The organism is Alcanivorax sp. DSM 26293 (assembly GCF_900107995.1).
GTDB lineage: Bacteria > Pseudomonadota > Gammaproteobacteria > Pseudomonadales > Alcanivoracaceae > Alcanivorax.
In genome coordinates this window covers 33,331-49,511 of the sequence record NZ_FNUM01000011.1, presented here as the reverse complement: position 1 = coordinate 49,511, position 16,181 = coordinate 33,331, and the positions used below count along the sequence as shown (strand labels likewise).

Genomic DNA, 16,181 nt, shown 5'->3' with positions numbered 1-16,181 from the left:
ACCAGCATGCCGAGAAGTGCAGCCAAAAGGACAGATTTAGCCGACCGCTTGCTGTTTCTCAGAGATATCCCCTTTTCCATTTCTGCAGCTGTGGGTTTCATCGCGCTCTCGGGTATTGCCATCCTCAATGGGTTGGTAATGGTGTCGTTTATCCGTGAGTTGATGCATGAAGGTGTAACGCTGGATGACGCGATTATTGAAGGCGCGGTGACCAGGTTACGGCCAATTATAACCACCGCACTGGTGGCATCATTGGGTTTTGTGCCGATGGCGCTGAATACGGGTATCGGGTCTGAGGTTCAGCGACCACTGGCGACTGTCGTTATTGGCGGCATTATTTCTTCTACCTTGCTAACGCTATTTGTCCTGCCAGCCCTGTACCGGCTGGTCAATGGGAAGGCAGCGCAGCAAATCAACAACAAGGGAGTTTAGGTTGTGAAATTGAAATACTGGATTGGTCTTCTATCCATTTTGGCAAGCAGCATCGCCATGGGGCATGGCATGTCAGCAGAGGATAAGGCGAGGGCGCTCAATGCCGGTTTCATGGAGTACATTGAGCTTGGAGCGATGCACATGGTCACAGGCTATGACCATTTACTGTTTCTGTTCGGCGTGGTGTTCTTTCTGACCCGCTTCAGTGACATTGTTCGTTTTATAACCGCGTTTTCCATTGGCCACTCGATTACTCTGGTGTTTGCCACCCTCTATAGTATTCAGGCGAATTACTACTTAGTGGATGCGGTTATCGCTCTGACTGTCTGCTATAAGGCGTTTGATAACCTTGGCGGTTTCAAGACTTATCTGAAGATGAAGTCACCAAACTTAATGTGGATGGTTTTCGCTTTCGGTCTTATTCACGGGTTTGGACTGTCGACGCGATTGCAGCAATTACCTCTGGCAGAAGATGGTTTGGTTTTTCGCATCCTGGCTTTCAATGTTGGCGTAGAGTTGGGGCAGATTGCTGCGCTGGCCATCATGTTGTTTTTATTGTCTGGTTGGCGCCGCATGGCATCGTTCAAACGCTTCAGTCAAGCGACCAATGGGCTGCTGATGGTGTTGGGGTTGCTGTTGCTGTTGATGCAGCTGCATGGATATCTACACTCAAGCAATCCTGATGAATTTCCGCTGAACAAGGATGATCACCAGCATACTCATGAAGACATGGGGGTTGCTAATTCTCCGCTGTCCGGGTACGAGAAGCGCTTTGATTTGGATGCAGAGGATAGTGTTAACGGTGAGGTTGAAACAGAGGGTCGTGAGCCGGAGGAGTTGCCAAACAGTGCCTCTAATCCTCACGCCCATGGTGACGGCGAAGCCCATGTACATTAATAAATTTGATCTGTTTTTATGAGGAAAATGTTATGAGATGGATGAAAACCTTGATGACGATGATGGCCTTGAGTTTTGTCTCGCCGGTGTTTTCTCACGGCGGAGGGCATGCCACGGTAACCGCCGATCAGGCGGAGGAAGTAGCCAGGTATGTGGCTGTCGAGCTCACCGAGGAAGATCGGGGTATGGGATTTGGCAAACTGGACGAAAGCTGGAGAGAGATCCCCGACGAGAGCGTGGGTATCAGTAAATTTGGCCCCGGATATTACATTGTGGCTATGGATCATGAAGATGAGGAGCGAACGCTTTATATACTTATGACCAACACGGGTAATGTGTACGACGTAAACTTCACTGGTGAGTTCAAAGGAATTGATTGATATTAAGCTAGGGAATCAAGAGGAAAAATTATGTCAATGCTAGTCATTAAATACCTAGTATCAGCAGCAATTATAGTCTTGGTTTCCGAGCTGGCTAAGCAGAGTGATAGGGTGGGGGCGCTATTGGCGTCACTGCCTGTCGTTACACTAATGGTCTTGGTGTGGCTTTATTTTGAGGGCCAACCCACTGCCAAACTGGCCAATCATGCTTGGTATACCTTTTGGTATGTGCTCCCAACGCTGCCCATGTTCGCCTTATTCCCAGCAATGCTTGAGCGCTGGGGATTTTGGCTGGCTTTATTAGTGTCAGCTTTTTTGACCGTGTTTTGTTTTGCTCTGCTTGCTTTCTTGGTAAAACGCTGGGGAATTGATCTATGGTGAGGAAAGCGACTATTTTGCGGAAAATAGCCCAATCCTGTTTAGACTAATGTCGATTGCTGGCTGTCAGAATTCAATAATAGGCGTGTTATTTAGGCGTGGGTCAAATATGTGAGTATATTCTTCATAGAAAGAGTAGGTAGCCTGAATGCTTAGTTGAGCTCTAGATGTCACTTGGAGCGAAAACTCTCATTTAACGCATCAGCTATCATCTTGGTTCTGTCAGATCCTGGAGCCGGGAGCCCAATTTCTCCCAAGCCTCGCTGCATTCCTTGGTATAGCTATGGCGTTGATAGGTCCTTTTAACCCTATTTTCTTCGGTGTGGTTCAGGCAGCGTTCTGCGACTTCAGGAAGTACGCCTAGAGCGGTCATCATGGTTGCGCCGGTTCTGCGAAGGTCGTGAGGTGTCCACTTGCCACCGGGTAAACAAAGAGCTTGCGCGTTGTTAGTGCGATTGCTCATGGTGCCACTATTTGACGGGCGCTGTCGGTCAGAAAGCTGCTTGGTTATGGTTTTTGAGCAGAGAGGGCCGGTTTCCGCTCTGTTCGGGTAGCACCATGGGGACAGGCCTGTCATTTCCTGCAGCTGTTGGAAGAAACTGACAGAAAAGGCTGACAGGTGTACTTGATGAGGCTTGCCGTTCTTGCTGTTTTCGGCAGGAATAAGCCAAGTTCTTTGCTCTAGGTCAATATACTCCCAGCGTGCCGCCAGAAGTTCACCAATGCGGCAACAGGTGGAAAGTGCTATCCAGACAGCCAATTCAGAGGTTTTCAGCAGGTTGGCAGAGGGTAGGGCGTTTGTCAGTTGTCGAATCTCGTCCTCGGATAGCACTCGGTCACGTTCAGTCTCCTTACCTCCGATTTTGGCTTTCCGAATACTGCTGCTGGGGTCGAATTCAATGATGTCTCGGTCCACGGCAAAGCGGAACATCTGTCGCATCAGGCTGAATACGACTTTCACCATGCGGGTGACACCCCGTGCCGCCATGGCATCTGTCACCTGAGTGATGTGCCCTTTACGGATGTCTGCGACAAAGACTTGGCCAATGAGGGGGAGAACGTCCTTCTCGAACATGCGCCGGACTTCTGTACCCTTGTCTTTCCGGTGTGACACGTCAATTTCCATCCATCGCTCAAAGAGCTGGGAAACGGTTTGCCGAGAAGCCAGTGCAGCGGCCTCGGCCTCTTTTTGTGCCGCTTCTTGCTCAAGGCGTGATAGCTCTGCTTGCCTAGCGGCCTCTCGAGCGGCCCGTTCTGAGTTAAGGTGCTCTCCAATGTTCTTGATGCCTGAGACGTAGAGCCGCGATAACTCGCTGGCTTGGGTGCGGGCTTGCTTGAGAGTGAGCCCGGTGGTGCCAGTGCGTGAGTAAACTCCAAGCGGGTGAAACTGGCGTTTACCTGTCTGGTCACTGTAACGGAAGTAGAAGAGATGCTTCCCGTTTGGCTGAAGTCTGACCATGAATCGACCATGCCCACGTGGGCCGTCTTCGGTTAGCCAGGCATCTTTGGGCTCTTTTGGAGTGAGGTGTCTATCTGTGATGATGCCCATGTATGCTCCGAAATCTCGTCACCGTTCCGTCACCGTTCCGTCACCGTTTCTCAATCGCTTTCGGTGGATTCTAGTGGACGTTGTTGGACAATGCAAAGATGTATTTTTAACTAACTTACTGATATTTAATGGTTTGTAGATTCTGTTGGACGGCGACGGACAAGCTGTAACCTTTATGGGGTGCAAGGGGTAGGAGGTTCGAATCCTCCCGTCCCGACCAATCGAGATACAAAAAAGCCCGGCTGGAAACAGCCGGGCTTTTTTGTGCCTGGAAATGTGGCGGCTCCGCCAAAGGCTAATCCTGCTGTAGGAACGGAGCGTAGCGGAGTAACGCGCGTCGTTCCGTGCGGCCCACAGGGTGAGCGCAGCGAATAACACCTCTCGAGGTGCGAAACGCCCACGTTAAGAAAGCCTCATTATTTCCCCCGCAAAATCTCAAAATCGGCCGCAAAGGCCTCGGTTTTCGTTAAAAAATGCGTAACTCTTCGATCCGGTTGTCGCAGAATTTGCGACAGCTAAGCGCTTAGCGGATGTTGATTCAATCGACATACCGGCTGACCATGTCGAAATTTTGCCATTCTTTCGACATTGATTGCTGCTGAGGTCGCCGCCTTATGGGTGAAGTGTCTCTCATGCCGGCTTCCAGCCTCGTCGTAGGAGCGTCGCTCGCGGCGCGATCTCATTCTCCCTTAATCACCCCTGTCATGCGCAAATCGCGACAATCTAAGTCAGCCAAATACGAAAAAGCGGGTAAGATAATCTGGTAGCGTTTATGTCTTGTGATATGGTTCTCACATAAGAATGAACAGCTTTCAGGTAGGGAGTACCTGGGCAAAGAACAGGGGAGCTTAATGCCGGATTGCCCATTTTGTGCCGTGCCAGACGCACTGGGAAATGGCACAGCAATGCATAACGAATTGGCCTATGTCCGAGAGGACAAATTCCCCGTCTCCCCCGGCCACCTGCTGGTCATCCCCAAACGCCACGCCAACGACTGGTTCTGCCTTACCGAGCAGGAGCAGGCCGCCGTCATGCAGCTGATCAACCAGGCAAAAACCTGGCTGGACCAGCGCTATTCTCCGGATGCCTACAACATCGGTATGAATTGCGGCGAAGTAGCCGGCCAAACCGTCCCGCACATGCACTGCCATATCATTCCCCGCTATCAGGGGGACAGCGACGATCCCAGAGGAGGTGTGCGTTGGGTGAAGCCGGATCAGGCAGATTACTGGAGTGAACAATGACCCCCGCCCAGTACCTGGACCAGCTCAGCAGTCTGCGTATGGATCGCACCAAGGACCGGCCGCGCCCTCACAAGGTGTGCCTGTTGTTGGCGGTGCTGGATCTGATCCGTGCCGGCACCCTGAAAGAGAACCGGATTCTCTTCAATGAGTCCCTCAGGCAGGCATTCACAAAACGCTTTGAGCGGTTGAAGCAAGACAATGACCGGGACAACCCAGAGTTTCCGTACTTTTATTTGCGCTCATCCGGCTTTTGGCACCACAAGCCTGTCGCCGGAAAGGAAGAAGAGTACGAACGGCGGGTAAGAGACCATAAAGCCCCGGGCCCCCGGTCAACACCGCAGTTGATCGACTATGCGTGGCTGGATACACCGTTATTCAACCTGTTCCGGGATCCTGCCATGCAGCCGCAAATTGAAGCAGCCTTGTTTGCCAATCTCCAGGATCGGCGCAAACACTTTTCCCACTGGGCCGACTCCATTGGCAAAAGCGAGCGCACCATCAAAAGCTACGCCGGGGCACTGAATAACACCCTGCCGAAGTTGCTGCAGAGCGAAGGGGCACTGATCGAATCCTTCTTTGATGTAGGCTCGGTGGAACAATACCAGCAGCTCAGTAAACACATCGAAAGCCAACCTGCTTTCCAGGTCAAAGATGATACCGGCCACGGTATGTACAGTGCTGCCCTGCGTCTGTACGGCCAGTTTTTGAAAGACGCCACGGATTATGAACTGACCAACGACCTGGCCGATCTGGATAACGATAAGACCTTGTCAGAAACCGAGCGCAGCACGCTGCGGACCACTCGTCTCGGTCACGGCAAGTTCAGGGAGGGACTGGTGGGCTACTGGCGCGGCTGCGCTATCACCCAATATCCGGATGTACGCCTGCTCATCGCTTCTCACATAAAGCCCTGGCGAGAGGCAGATAACAAGGAGCGCCTGGATCCCTACAATGGCCTGTTGCTGGTTCCGAACTTGGATAAGGTATTTGATCGGCAGTTAATCAGCTTTGACAGGGGTGGTCGCATCCTGATCTCCAGTCACCTGGAAGATCCAGGAAAGCTAGGTATTCATAAGGATATGGTGGTCAAGTTGGATGATAGTCACCAGCAGTATCTAAATCATCACAGAGAACATTTTCGTGAAAAGCAGGCAGGTAGAACCTAACTTGGTTCATTATTGTGAATTGCTTCCCATAAAGTGATTGGTAAAGACAGATTGCATACTTGCTTGGCCAGTCGAAGGAGATTGAGGACTAAATATGAAAGACGTAATTTTGAAGCTGCGCCAATTTCGTGATGAAAGGGATTGGAAGCAATTTCATAATCCAAAAGATCTTTCTTTGGCTCTCAGTATTGAGGCTTCAGAGTTACTGGAAGTTTTTCTATGGAAATCATCCGAAGATGCTGATGTTGGGAAAGTAAAAGAAGAGCTGGCAGATGTGTTGGCCTATGCCTTTCTGCTGGCAGATAGCTATGACCTGGACATCAGCGAGATCGTGTTGGAAAAAATCAGGAAGAATGAGTTGAAATACCCTGTTAACAAGGCGAAGGGTACAGCCAAGAAGTATACAGACCTATGAGTAGTGACTCCCTCGTAGACATAAAACGCTACCCTTTCAGCGGAAAATCTTTGAATGATCTGCGTAGCAATGCGTTTGCTGTAGGTGGGTGGCCTCTGGTTTATGTTCTTAGTGATGAGAAGAAGCTGCATGCCTACATTGGAGAGACAACGGATGCGCTATCCAGAATGGGTACGCACCTAAAACATGATGAGAAGAAACTGCTTACGGCTGTCCATTTAATAACTAGTGAATACTTCAATAAATCAGCGACATTGGATGTTGAGTCGTTGCTGATCAAGTACATGGCTGCTGATGGGAAATACTCACTTCTCAATGGTAATCTGGGGTTGTCCGACCATAACTATTATCAGAGAGATGATCTTTACGAAAAGGTTTTCCGGGACGTCTGGGATGCACTGATCTCTTGTGGCGTGGCGTCGAAAACGTTGAACCATATCGATAACTCTGATGTGTTCAAGTATTCACCTTATAAATCTCTCTCCTTTGATCAGCGCCAGGGTTTGCTTACCATCCTGTATGAGTTACTTAACCCTGAAGTCAGGAATGTTGTTATTGAGGGCGGAGCGGGAACAGGAAAGTCTGTTCTGGCAATATTCCTGTTTAAATTACTGAGCAAAGGCGACAGACAGATTGATCTTCGTGACTTTGCTGATGATGAGGCTGAGATTCAGTCTCTTATCGATGACTTCAAGAATAATAATCCTGACCCTAGTATGGCTCTTGTTGTTCCGATGACATCCTTCAGGACGACCTTGAAGAAGGCTTTCAAGCATGTCTCTGGTTTGAGTCCCAAGATGGTGATTAGTCCTGCTGAACTTGCCAAACAACATTACGATATCGTCTTGGTCGATGAATCGCATCGCTTGAGGAAAAGAAAGAATCTGGGTGCCTATTTTGGCACTTTTGATAAAAGCTGTGAGGCACTGGGTATGGATAAGTATGCCTGCAGTGAGGTGGACTGGGTTTGTCAACAGTCTGATAAAGCGGTTTTTTTCTACGATAAGGGGCAATCCATCAAGCCGTCAGACGCTGATTCTTCTGTCTTTGATCGCCTCAAAACTGCTAAGGGGTCGGTAACCCACAAGCTGCTTTCCCAGTTTAGAGTCAAAGCTGGTCAGCCTTATGTTGAGTTTATTGATGCCTTGCTTAACTGTCGCCTTGATCATGGGGAGCGCTTTTCCGATAAAAATTATGAGTTCGAATTCTTTGAATCTTTAGGTGACATGGTCGATGTGATAAAGGGGAAGGAGATTGAGACAGGGCTTTCCAGGATCGTCGCCGGTTATTCATGGCCATGGACTTCAAAGAAAGATAATGAAGCATTTGATATTGAAATTGATGGTGTAAGCCTTCGTTGGAATAGCACCAATACTGATTGGATTAACAAAAAAGATTCATACAAGGAGGTCGGTTGTATTCATACCACACAAGGATATGACCTGAACTACGCAGGCATAATCTTTGGTCAAGAGATTCGGTATGACAAGGTGAGTGAATCAATTGTTATTGATAAAACCAATTATTTTGATCGTACTGGTAGTCAAGGCATTAAGGATCCAGAAGAACTGAAGCAGTATATTATCAATATCTATAGAACTGTGATGCTTAGAGGGATAAGAGGTACATTTGTTTATGCATGTGATCCCGGTCTCCAGGAATATTTAAAGCAATATATTCCCACTTATCCCCGGAAGATTGTTGCTCAGGATAATAATGTCGAATCGCTTGTCCTCTATGAGAATGCTGTCCCATTAGTTGACCTCCAGGCTGCTGCTGGTGAATTCAGTGATCTGCAGAATGTCCAGCATGAAAGTTTGGTGCCTGTGCCGGATGGAGTGATCCTGAAAGAGGGGATGTTTGCCTGCCGAGTCATGGGGGAATCCATGAACCGTGTTATTCCGAATGGAGCCGTCTGCTTGTTCCAGCAAGACCAGGGCGGATCGCGCAATGGAAAGACGGTATTGGTTGAGTGTGTTGATGGCGTTGATGCAGAGACTGGATCAAGGTACACCATCAAGGTATATGAAAGCTTCAAGGTAGAAGATGAGGAAGGTTGGAGACACTCACGGATTGAATTAAGCCCCAACTCTGACGATGAAAGCTTTAATCCAATTATATTAAATGATGATGAGGTCTTGAGTTACAGAGTTGTTGGGGAGTTCGTTTGCGTTATTTGATAATAGAGTGATAAGAAGCGAGCGTTATTTATAAAAGTTAGTGATTAATCTAGAAGTCAGCTTTCATTTGACTAAAATTTAGTCTGGCGGTCTGTTTTTGCGATAATTTCAGTATCTTAATTGGTTGAAGGTGCTTATGCCTGTTCCCTCGTTGGAATCAAAAAAAGCTTATTTTGCCAGGGTCCGTCGGGCCAACTACGCGGCCAGCTTGCGCCTGGAAGGCTTCACCGTGAAGGACGGTGATGTGAGATTTACGTCGCGCAAAGCAGCAGTCCTTGCCCACAGCCGTCCGGTTAAAGCGAAAGCCTGAAATAGATAAATACGGGGCTGTCCAGAATGGATATTGTTACCCCGAGAGTGATGCCCTGAAAACCGGCTGAACATCGAAGACGACGAAGCATTGTCTGATGCCGAGCGGGCAATTACTTCTGTTGCGCTGGTGTGTGATTGCTCGGGGCTAGAAGTTATCTACGACAAGTTTATTGGTGACACTCTCTTACTGATTTCCCTTCTGCCCCTTCGCCTTATACGCCGCCTTCCTGGCCCTCTTCTTCGCCTCCTTCTCCTCCTCTTTCAGCCGGCGTATCTCCGCCACCTTTACATGCTCCTGCTCCGCCATGGCCGGGGTTTCCAGGGTGAGCTGGCCCAGTCTGCCGCCGCGGTATTCGCTGATCAGCAGGGTGGCGGCGCGGTCGAAGTCCACGTGGCCGCCGCTGCCCAGGCAGCCCCGTTGTTTGCCGATGGTTTCCAGGAAGGGCACGCCTTCTTCGGGCAGGTCATCGCGTTTGAAGCGCTCTTTCATTTGTTCCGGGTAGGCCTGCATGAAGTATTCGGCGGCGAACAGGGCCACGTCGTCTTCCTGCATGGCGGTGGCTTTGATGGCGCCGGAGAGGGCCAGGCGGTAGCCGCTGTTACGGTTTTCGATTTTCGGCCAGAGGATGCCGGGGGAGTCGATGAGGATCAGGCCGCCGCCCAGTTCGATGCGTTGCTGGCGCTGGGTCACCGCCGGTTCGTTGCCGGCCCGGGCGACCTGGCGGCCGGCCAGGGTGTTGATGAAGGTGGATTTGCCCACGTTGGGGATGCCGGTGATCAGGGCGGTGATGGTAGTGGCCCGGTCCCGCTTTTTGTGGACCATCTGCTGGCAGAGGTCCGCCAGCTTGCGGATGGATTCCGGTTTGTGGGTGGTGATGGCCAGGGCGCGGACGGTGGGGTCTTTTTGCAGGTGGTCGAGCCACTGCTGAGTGATGTCTGGGTCGGCCAGGTCGCTTTTGCTGAGCAGTTTCAGGCAGGGCTTGTCGGCACGGAAATTCTCGATCACCGGGTTGGAGCTGCTGTAGGGCAGGCGGGCGTCGACGATTTCGATGATCAGGTCCACCTTGGGCAGGATGTCGCGGATTTCGCGGGTGGCCTTGTTCATGTGGCCGGGGAACCAGTTGATGCTCATAAGCGGGTGTTGCCTGTCTGCATGAAGTATCGGCGCATTATAGCTGAGTTGACTCGTTGGAGCCTTGCTCGCAAGGCGAAAGTCCGTGCTCCGCATCAAGCTTCGCCTTGCGAGCAAGGCTCCAACGGGTTGGTGGAAGGTTGGACGCTTTGACGCTTTTCGCCAGAGGCGTGATACGAATCGTCATGAGTGTCTCATTTTGTCTCCCGTACACTGGGTCCACTGAATCTGATAACAGCGGAGTAGGGTATGGATCTGCGGGTGCCGGAGCAGGAGAAGGCGTTTCGGGATGAGGTGCGCACCTTTCTGGAGGAGAGCCTGACCCCGGAAATCCGGGAAGCGGGCAGGCTGGTGACCTCGGTGTTTGCGCCGGTGAAGGAAGCCATGGCCTGGCAGCGCATTCTCAACGACAAGGGCTGGGCGGCGCCGCACTGGCCGAAGGAATTCGGCGGCACCGGCTGGAGTGTGAGTCAGCGGGCCATCTTCGCGGAGGAGCTGGTCCGAGCCGAGACCCCGCCATTGGTGCCCATGGGCCTGCACATGTGTGGCCCCTGCCTGATCGGTTGCGGCACCGAGGAGCAGCAGCAGGAATACCTGCCGAAGATTCTCAACGGCGAACACTTCTGGTGCCAGGGCTATTCCGAACCGGGCTCCGGCTCCGATCTGGCCTCCCTGAAGACCTTTGCCGACAAGGATGGCGACGACTATATCCTCAACGGTACCAAGATCTGGACCACCTACGCCCACTACGCCAACAAGATGTTCGCGCTGGTACGCACCAACCGCGACGGCAAGCCCCAGCAGGGCATTACTTTCCTGCTGCTGGACATGGACCTGCCGGGCATCACCATCGAGCCCATTGTTGGCCTGGATGAAGTGCCGGAGCAGTGCCAGGTGTTCTTCGACAATGTGCGGGTACCGCAGAAGAACCGGGTGGGCGCGGAAAATGACGGCTGGACCGTGGCCAAGTACCTGCTCACCTTCGAGCGTGGTGGCCAGGAATATGCGCCGGGCCTGAACGTGATGCTGGAAAAGATCCGCCTGATGGCCGAGAAGCAACAAACCGCTTTTGGCCCGCTCAATAAAGACCCGGTATGGAAGCACAAGTTTGCCGCCCTGGAGGCGGATGTGCTGGCGCTGGAATTCACCGAGATGCGCATCAAGTCCGCCCTGTCTGCCGGCAAGGATCCCGGGGCCCTGTCCTCCATGACCAAGATTCTCGGCACCGAGTTGCTGCAGAAAGTCACCGAGCTGCGCATTGAAACCCTGGGTAGCCAGAGTGTGATCTGGCAACCGCAGGCCCTGGTGCCCGGCGAGGAACAGCCGGTGATCGGGCCGGAGTATGCACTCACTGCCATGCCCCATTATCTGAACTCGCGGGCCTGTTCCATTTATGGCGGATCCAATGAGGTGCAGCGCGGGATTATCGCCAAGGCGGTATTGGGGTTGTAAACAATATTGTTGGAGCCTTGCGAGCAAGGCTCCAACGGTAAGGGGGGGGATGACCCCGCCCGGGAATGGAGAACAACGATGAATTTTCAGTTGAGTGAAGAACAGCAAATGCTGGCGGACAGCGCCAAGCGGTTTGTGCGTGACAACAGTGATGTGGAAACCCATCGCCGGAACAAGAAACTGATGCCACTGGATGCGGCCACCTGGCAGCAATTTGCCGACCTGGGTTGGCTGGCGGTGCCGTTCGAGGAAGAGCACGGCGGCCTGGGCATGGGGCCGCTGGAAACCATGGTGCTGCTGGAAGCTCTGGGGGAGGGTCTGATCATGGCCCCCTATATTGCCACCGTGGTGCTGGGCGGCGGTTTTCTGCGCCAGGCCAGCGCGGCCCAGCAGGCGGAGACAATTCCTGCCTTGCTGGAAGGCAAGCTACAGGTGGCCTTTGCCGCGGAAGAGTACGAGCGGGTGTTTACGCTGGAAAACACCGCCATGGTCGCCGACCTGAAAGGCAATGAGGCGATACTGAATGGCACCAAGAGCTGTGTGATGAACGGTGACCAGGCGGACCTGCTGGTGGTGCTGGCGCGTACCGCTGGCAAGCCCGGTGATCAGGATGGCCTCAGCCTGTTTCTGGTGGATGTCAATGCACCGGGGGTGGAGCGGGTGCCCCACCGTACTGTGGACGGTCGCCAGGGTGCGGAGATCCGCTTCAACCAGGTAAAGGTGGCCGAGGCGGCCCGCATCGGTGCATTGCATGGCGGCTATGCCATCGCCCGGCAGGTGCTCCATGAGGGCCTGCTGGCCCTGTCGGCGGAGTCCGTGGGCAGCCTGTCCGTGCTGCTCAATGAAACCGTGGAATACAGCAAGACCCGCAAGCAGTTCGGCATGCCCATTGGCAAGTTCCAGGTGCTGCAGTTCCGCATGGCGGACATGTTCATCGCCATGGAGCAGACCCGGTCGTTGCTGCTGGCCGCCACCCTGAAAACCGTGGAAGGCCATGACGATGCGGCCATGGCGGTGCATGCCATGAAAGCGCAACTGGGCCGGGCCGGGCGCAATATCGCCCAGGAAGCCATCCAGATCCACGGCGGCATGGGCATGACCGACGAACTGGGCGTGGGCCACTATGTGAAGCGGGTGACCGGCGTGGATGGCCTGTTCGGCAATGCGGATGTGCATCTGATGGCCATCGCCCGCTCGGCCTAACGGGCCGGTTGCGGTGGCAGGAACCGGAAACCCATTTGCTCACCACGGTGGCCTTACGGTATAAGCCATGGACATCACCACGGAGCCACCGGGAGTCTGAATGTCACGCAAAGCCGCCGCATCGAAAACCTTGCTGCAAAACCTGCAAGTGCCGGAAGGGGACAAGACCTACGAGAAGGTGCTGGATGCGGGGCTGGCGTTATTCGTTGAGTTCGGCCTGCGCCGTACCACCATGGAAGACGTGGCGAGCAAGGCCGGTATCGGCCGGGCCACGGCCTATCGCCGCTTTGCCGACAAGGACCAGTTGATCCAGGTGGTGATCCTGCGTGAGTGTCAGCGGGAGCTGGCCCGGATCGAAGCAGACCTGGCGCAGATCGATAACGGTGTGGAGCGGGTGCTGGAATCCTTTGTGTTGGCGACCACACGCGCCCATCGCCACCCGCTGCTGCAGCGGCTGCTTACCTCCGAACCGGAAACGATCCTGCCCATTCTCACCCAGCGCCTGTGGCAAATGATGGGATTCTTCCGCGTCTATATGGCCGGCATACTGGACCAGGAGCAGAAGAAGGGGGCCATTCGCAAGCAGTCCTCCGAGGCCCTGGCCGAGCTGATGCTGCGGCTCACCCAGTCCATGGTGCTGTCCCCGGACGGCCTGATGAATCCCGCCAACGAAGCCGGGGTGCGCCAGTGGGCCAATGACTACCTGCGGCCGCTGCTCACCCCCTGACATTTTCTTTCCCCGCCTGACCAAAATGATCTAAACAGAAATCCGAAATCTGTGTGATGCGCTTGTTCGTGTGACCGATTGAGACGTATTTTTCTACTTGACTCAATAAAGGATGCCACCGACAGGATTTGCCATGACACAGACGGCCACGCAAACACAGCGGGAAATCCCCCAACCCCTGGGTCCGGATTCCTATACCTGGCAGGATTTCGGTTCCTGGCGTTTCCACCTGATGCTGCCCCAGGCCTTCGTGCTGCAGGTGGCCCACCCGATCATTGATGCCGGGGTGGGTGAGCATTCGGTCTACAAGACGGATCCCTGGGGGCGCGCCAAACGCTCCACGGAACTGCTCTGGCCCATCGTCTATGCCCGTCCGCAGAAAGCCATCGAAATGGGCATCAAGCTGCGCGACCTGCATCGTTCCATCAAGGGCGTGGACAAGCACGGCAACAAGTACTTCGCCCTGGACCCGGAAGCCTACAGCTGGGTGCATATCACCGGTTACGACGCCACCATCCGCATGCACGAGATGCTGGGCAAGTCGCCCACCACCGAACAACGCCACGCCATGTTTGTGGAGTGGCGGCAGCTGGGCAAGATGATGGGCATTCGCGACCAGGATCTGCCCGCCACGGAAAGCGATTACTGGGATTATTTCCACGGCATCATCCGCGACCGCCTGGAGTGGGGCGAGGTAGTGCAGGACCTGATGCGCCCGGACCATTATCTGGACATTCCCAAGCCGCCGGGCAGTCGTATCCCCGATGGCGTCTGGCGCCTGATTCTGGCGGTGATGGGGCGTTTCATGCGCTTCAATCTGCGCGCCACCTTGCCGCATCCGTTCCGGGAAAAATTCCAGATCCCCTGGAGCAAGACGGACCAGCGACTGTTCCGTGCCTGGTGTGGCGTTTACCGGGTGCTGCATGCCCTGACGCCCAAAAGCCTGCGGCTGATTCCGCTGGCCCGTCGGGCCTACCGCGATGCCAGGCAACACCCCGAGGCTTATCACATCAATACCATTCCCGAAGGTGCCCGTTATGACATCGGATAACCGCCCCTGGCTGTCCACCTATGCCTCGCTGGGGTACGACTGGCACACCCTGCCGGCGTTGCCCGAGAAAACCCTGTGCGATTATGTGCGGGACCATGGCCAACAGTTTCCGGACCGGGAGGCGCTGGTGTTCCTGGGCAAGGCAATCACCTATCGGCAACTGGATCAGCTGGCCGATCGCATGGCCGCGCTATTTGTGGCCCGGGGCGCCAGGGCCGGGGATGTGCTGGGGCTGCAGATGCCCAACACCCCCCAGTACGTGGTGGCCTTTATCGCGGCGGCCCGACTGGGCATGGTGACCACCAGCATTTCGCCGCTGATGACGCCGCCGGAAATTATCCACCAGGCCAACGATGCCCAGGTGACAATCCTGCTCACGCTGGTGCCGTTCTGGCAGACCTCGGTGCCACCGGTGTTGGGCAAGGTGGCGACGCTGAGCACGGTGATCGTCTCTGGTCCCATGGACCTGATCACCGGGCAGGGGGAGGCCCTGGAAGAGACACACGAAGGCGTGTCGGTGATCTCCCTGCACGATCATCTGCCGGACACCGCCGAACCGGTGACCACACCGGTGGATATGGATTCGGTGCTGTACCTGCAGTACACCGGCGGCACCACGGGCCTGCCCAAGGGGGCCCGGCTGACTTCGCGCAACCTGTTTATGAATAACCTGCAGGCCAATGTGTTTTACGGGTATCGCACCGGCGAGGAAACCGTGGCTTCCGCGTTTCCGTTGTTTCATATCGGCGGCGCGGCGGTGGTGTTCAACGCCCTGCGCACCGCCTCCACCTTTTTGTTGATTCCCGACCCCCGCGACATTGATCACTTCGTGGCGGAAATGACCGCGCGCACGCCCACCGTGCTGGCGGCAGTACCGGCGCTGTACCAGATGCTGTGTGCCAACGAGACATTCAGGGGGCTGGATTTCAGCGGCCTGCGCATGGCCATTTCCGGTGCTGCGCCTTTTGCCAAAGAAGAAGTGCAACGGCTGGAAAGTGTGATCGGCAAAAACAAGTTCTGCGAAGTGTATGGCATGACCGAGACCAGCCCGGTGATCACCCTCAACCCGGCCTCTCATTTCAAGGAAGGCCATGTGGGTATTCCCCTGCCGGGCACCGAGGTGCGCATTGTGGATGTGGACACCGGTAAGGAAATGCCACTGGGCGAACCCGGCGAAATCATCGCGGCCGGTCCCCAGGTGATGCAGGGCTATCTGGCCATGCCGGAGGCCACGGAAAAGGCCCTGGAGGAAATCGGCGGCAAGCGCTGGATGCACACCGGCGATATCGGCGTGATGGATAACGACGGCTTTGTGCGTGTTTGTGATCGCAGCAAGGACATGCTGATTGTGGGCGGCTACAAGGTGTTTTCCGTGGAAGTGGAAGGCAAGGTGCAGAGCCTGCCCTGGGTCGCCATGTGCGCGGTGGTGGGCCGCCCGGATAACGACCGGCCAGGGAATGACATCGTGCAGCTTTATGTGGAGCGCAGCGCGGATTGCGACAGGAGCGACACCGACCTGAAGACCGAGCTGGACCGTTTCTGCCGGGAAAACCTGTCGCCCTACAAGGTGCCGAAAGAAGTGTTCTTCCTGGATGCTATTCCGCTCACCTCGGTGGGCAAGATCGACAAGAAAGCGTTGCGACAAACCGCCTAGCTTGAAACG

Annotated in this window: 15 protein-coding genes and 1 pseudogene; 14 read left to right on the top strand and 2 right to left on the bottom strand. The window is 54.4% G+C overall.

Translation table 11 applies throughout. The annotated features are described in order from the left end of the window. Positions 1–51: 51 nt before the first annotated feature. The 4 genes and pseudogenes from C4S63_RS15940 to C4S63_RS15925 all read left to right on the top strand — a co-directional run. Positions 52–432, top strand: a pseudogene (locus C4S63_RS15940) (efflux RND transporter permease subunit); the annotation flags it as partial. A gap of 3 nt (positions 433–435) precedes the next feature. Next, positions 436–1,329: a HupE/UreJ family protein gene (locus C4S63_RS15935; protein WP_062817550.1), complete on the top strand. Its 894-nt coding sequence runs from the start codon at positions 436–438 to the stop codon at positions 1,327–1,329. Positions 1,330–1,361: 32 nt separating this feature from the next. Next, positions 1,362–1,709 carry a DUF6488 family protein gene (locus C4S63_RS15930; protein WP_103918172.1) on the top strand — a complete coding sequence of 116 codons (348 nt, stop codon included), beginning with the start codon at positions 1,362–1,364 and terminating at the stop codon, positions 1,707–1,709. A 30-nt stretch (positions 1,710–1,739) separates the two neighbouring features. Further along, positions 1,740–2,090: a DUF3147 family protein gene (locus tag C4S63_RS15925; RefSeq protein WP_035246388.1), complete on the top strand. Its 351-nt coding sequence runs from the start codon at positions 1,740–1,742 to the stop codon at positions 2,088–2,090. 205 nt (positions 2,091–2,295) lie between these two features. Here the strand turns inward: C4S63_RS15925 and C4S63_RS15920 are convergent, their stop codons facing one another. Further along, positions 2,296–3,636: a site-specific integrase gene (locus C4S63_RS15920; protein WP_062817548.1), complete on the bottom strand. Its 1,341-nt coding sequence runs from the start codon at positions 3,634–3,636 to the stop codon at positions 2,296–2,298. 905 nt (positions 3,637–4,541) lie between these two features. Here C4S63_RS15920 and C4S63_RS15915 point away from each other — a divergent pair. The 5 genes from C4S63_RS15915 to C4S63_RS17670 all read left to right on the top strand — a co-directional run bounded on the left by C4S63_RS15915 (position 4,542) and on the right by C4S63_RS17670 (position 8,951). After that, the gene (locus tag C4S63_RS15915; protein WP_200819555.1) at positions 4,542–4,880 is read left to right on the top strand and encodes an HIT family protein; all 339 of its coding nucleotides are present in this window, start codon (positions 4,542–4,544) and stop codon (positions 4,878–4,880) included. 38 nt (positions 4,881–4,918) lie between these two features. Continuing rightward, complete coding sequence (locus tag C4S63_RS15910) at positions 4,919–6,046, top strand: HNH endonuclease (RefSeq protein WP_160052784.1); 1,128 nt, start codon at positions 4,919–4,921, stop codon at positions 6,044–6,046. Positions 6,047–6,140: 94 nt separating this feature from the next. Next, the gene (locus C4S63_RS15905; protein ID WP_062817539.1) at positions 6,141–6,461 is read left to right on the top strand and encodes a nucleotide pyrophosphohydrolase; all 321 of its coding nucleotides are present in this window, start codon (positions 6,141–6,143) and stop codon (positions 6,459–6,461) included. Between the two features lie 50 nt (positions 6,462–6,511). Continuing rightward, positions 6,512–8,641 carry a DNA/RNA helicase domain-containing protein gene (locus C4S63_RS15900; protein WP_235000055.1) on the top strand — a complete coding sequence of 710 codons (2,130 nt, stop codon included), beginning with the start codon at positions 6,512–6,514 and terminating at the stop codon, positions 8,639–8,641. Between the two features lie 136 nt (positions 8,642–8,777). After that, positions 8,778–8,951 (top strand): YhfG family protein, encoded by a 174-nt coding sequence (locus C4S63_RS17670; protein WP_103918168.1) that lies wholly within the window; start codon positions 8,778–8,780, stop codon positions 8,949–8,951. A 186-nt stretch (positions 8,952–9,137) separates the two neighbouring features. Here C4S63_RS17670 and ylqF read toward each other — a convergent pair whose 3' ends face one another. Further along, positions 9,138–10,085: a ribosome biogenesis GTPase YlqF gene (gene ylqF, locus C4S63_RS15890; protein WP_103918167.1), complete on the bottom strand. Its 948-nt coding sequence runs from the start codon at positions 10,083–10,085 to the stop codon at positions 9,138–9,140. Positions 10,086–10,334: 249 nt separating this feature from the next. Between ylqF and C4S63_RS15885 the strand changes: the two genes are divergently transcribed. The 5 genes from C4S63_RS15885 to C4S63_RS15865 all read left to right on the top strand — a co-directional run bounded on the left by C4S63_RS15885 (position 10,335) and on the right by C4S63_RS15865 (position 16,172). Next, positions 10,335–11,537, top strand: coding sequence for an acyl-CoA dehydrogenase family protein (locus tag C4S63_RS15885; RefSeq protein ID WP_103918166.1), 1,203 nt, complete (start codon positions 10,335–10,337; stop codon positions 11,535–11,537). Between the two features lie 78 nt (positions 11,538–11,615). Then, on the top strand, positions 11,616–12,740 hold the full coding sequence (locus tag C4S63_RS15880; protein WP_103918165.1) for an acyl-CoA dehydrogenase family protein: 1,125 nt from the start codon (positions 11,616–11,618) through the stop codon (positions 12,738–12,740). Between the two features lie 100 nt (positions 12,741–12,840). Beyond that, a complete protein-coding gene (locus C4S63_RS15875) occupies positions 12,841–13,467 on the top strand; it encodes a TetR/AcrR family transcriptional regulator (RefSeq protein WP_103918164.1) in 627 nt (208 codons plus the stop codon). A 133-nt stretch (positions 13,468–13,600) separates the two neighbouring features. Beyond that, positions 13,601–14,518, top strand: coding sequence for an oxygenase MpaB family protein (locus C4S63_RS15870; protein WP_235000054.1), 918 nt, complete (start codon positions 13,601–13,603; stop codon positions 14,516–14,518). Then, entirely contained in the window at positions 14,505–16,172 is a 1,668-nt protein-coding gene (locus C4S63_RS15865) for an AMP-binding protein (protein ID WP_200819554.1), read from the top strand. Before C4S63_RS15870 ends, C4S63_RS15865 begins: the two co-directional genes overlap by 14 nt. The last annotated feature ends 9 nt before the right edge of the window (positions 16,173–16,181 follow it).

Bases quoted from the DNA above. Each gene is read 5' to 3' on its own strand.
- C4S63_RS15930 (WP_103918172.1), top strand. From the start codon at position 1,362: ATGAGATGGATGAAAACCTTGATGACGATGATGGCCTTGAGTTTTGTC.
- C4S63_RS15925 (WP_035246388.1), top strand. From the start codon at position 1,740: ATGTCAATGCTAGTCATTAAATACCTAGTATCAGCAGCAATTATAGTC.
- C4S63_RS15920 (WP_062817548.1), bottom strand. From the start codon at position 3,636: ATGGGCATCATCACAGATAGACACCTCACTCCAAAAGAGCCCAAAGAT.
- C4S63_RS15915 (WP_200819555.1), top strand. From the start codon at position 4,542: ATGCATAACGAATTGGCCTATGTCCGAGAGGACAAATTCCCCGTCTCC.
- C4S63_RS15910 (WP_160052784.1), top strand. From the start codon at position 4,919: ATGGATCGCACCAAGGACCGGCCGCGCCCTCACAAGGTGTGCCTGTTG.
- C4S63_RS15905 (WP_062817539.1), top strand. From the start codon at position 6,141: ATGAAAGACGTAATTTTGAAGCTGCGCCAATTTCGTGATGAAAGGGAT.
- C4S63_RS17670 (WP_103918168.1), top strand. From the start codon at position 8,778: ATGCCTGTTCCCTCGTTGGAATCAAAAAAAGCTTATTTTGCCAGGGTC.
- ylqF (WP_103918167.1), bottom strand. From the start codon at position 10,085: ATGAGCATCAACTGGTTCCCCGGCCACATGAACAAGGCCACCCGCGAA.
- C4S63_RS15885 (WP_103918166.1), top strand. From the start codon at position 10,335: ATGGATCTGCGGGTGCCGGAGCAGGAGAAGGCGTTTCGGGATGAGGTG.
- C4S63_RS15880 (WP_103918165.1), top strand. From the start codon at position 11,616: ATGAATTTTCAGTTGAGTGAAGAACAGCAAATGCTGGCGGACAGCGCC.
- C4S63_RS15875 (WP_103918164.1), top strand. From the start codon at position 12,841: ATGTCACGCAAAGCCGCCGCATCGAAAACCTTGCTGCAAAACCTGCAA.
- C4S63_RS15870 (WP_235000054.1), top strand. From the start codon at position 13,601: ATGACACAGACGGCCACGCAAACACAGCGGGAAATCCCCCAACCCCTG.
- C4S63_RS15865 (WP_200819554.1), top strand. From the start codon at position 14,505: ATGACATCGGATAACCGCCCCTGGCTGTCCACCTATGCCTCGCTGGGG.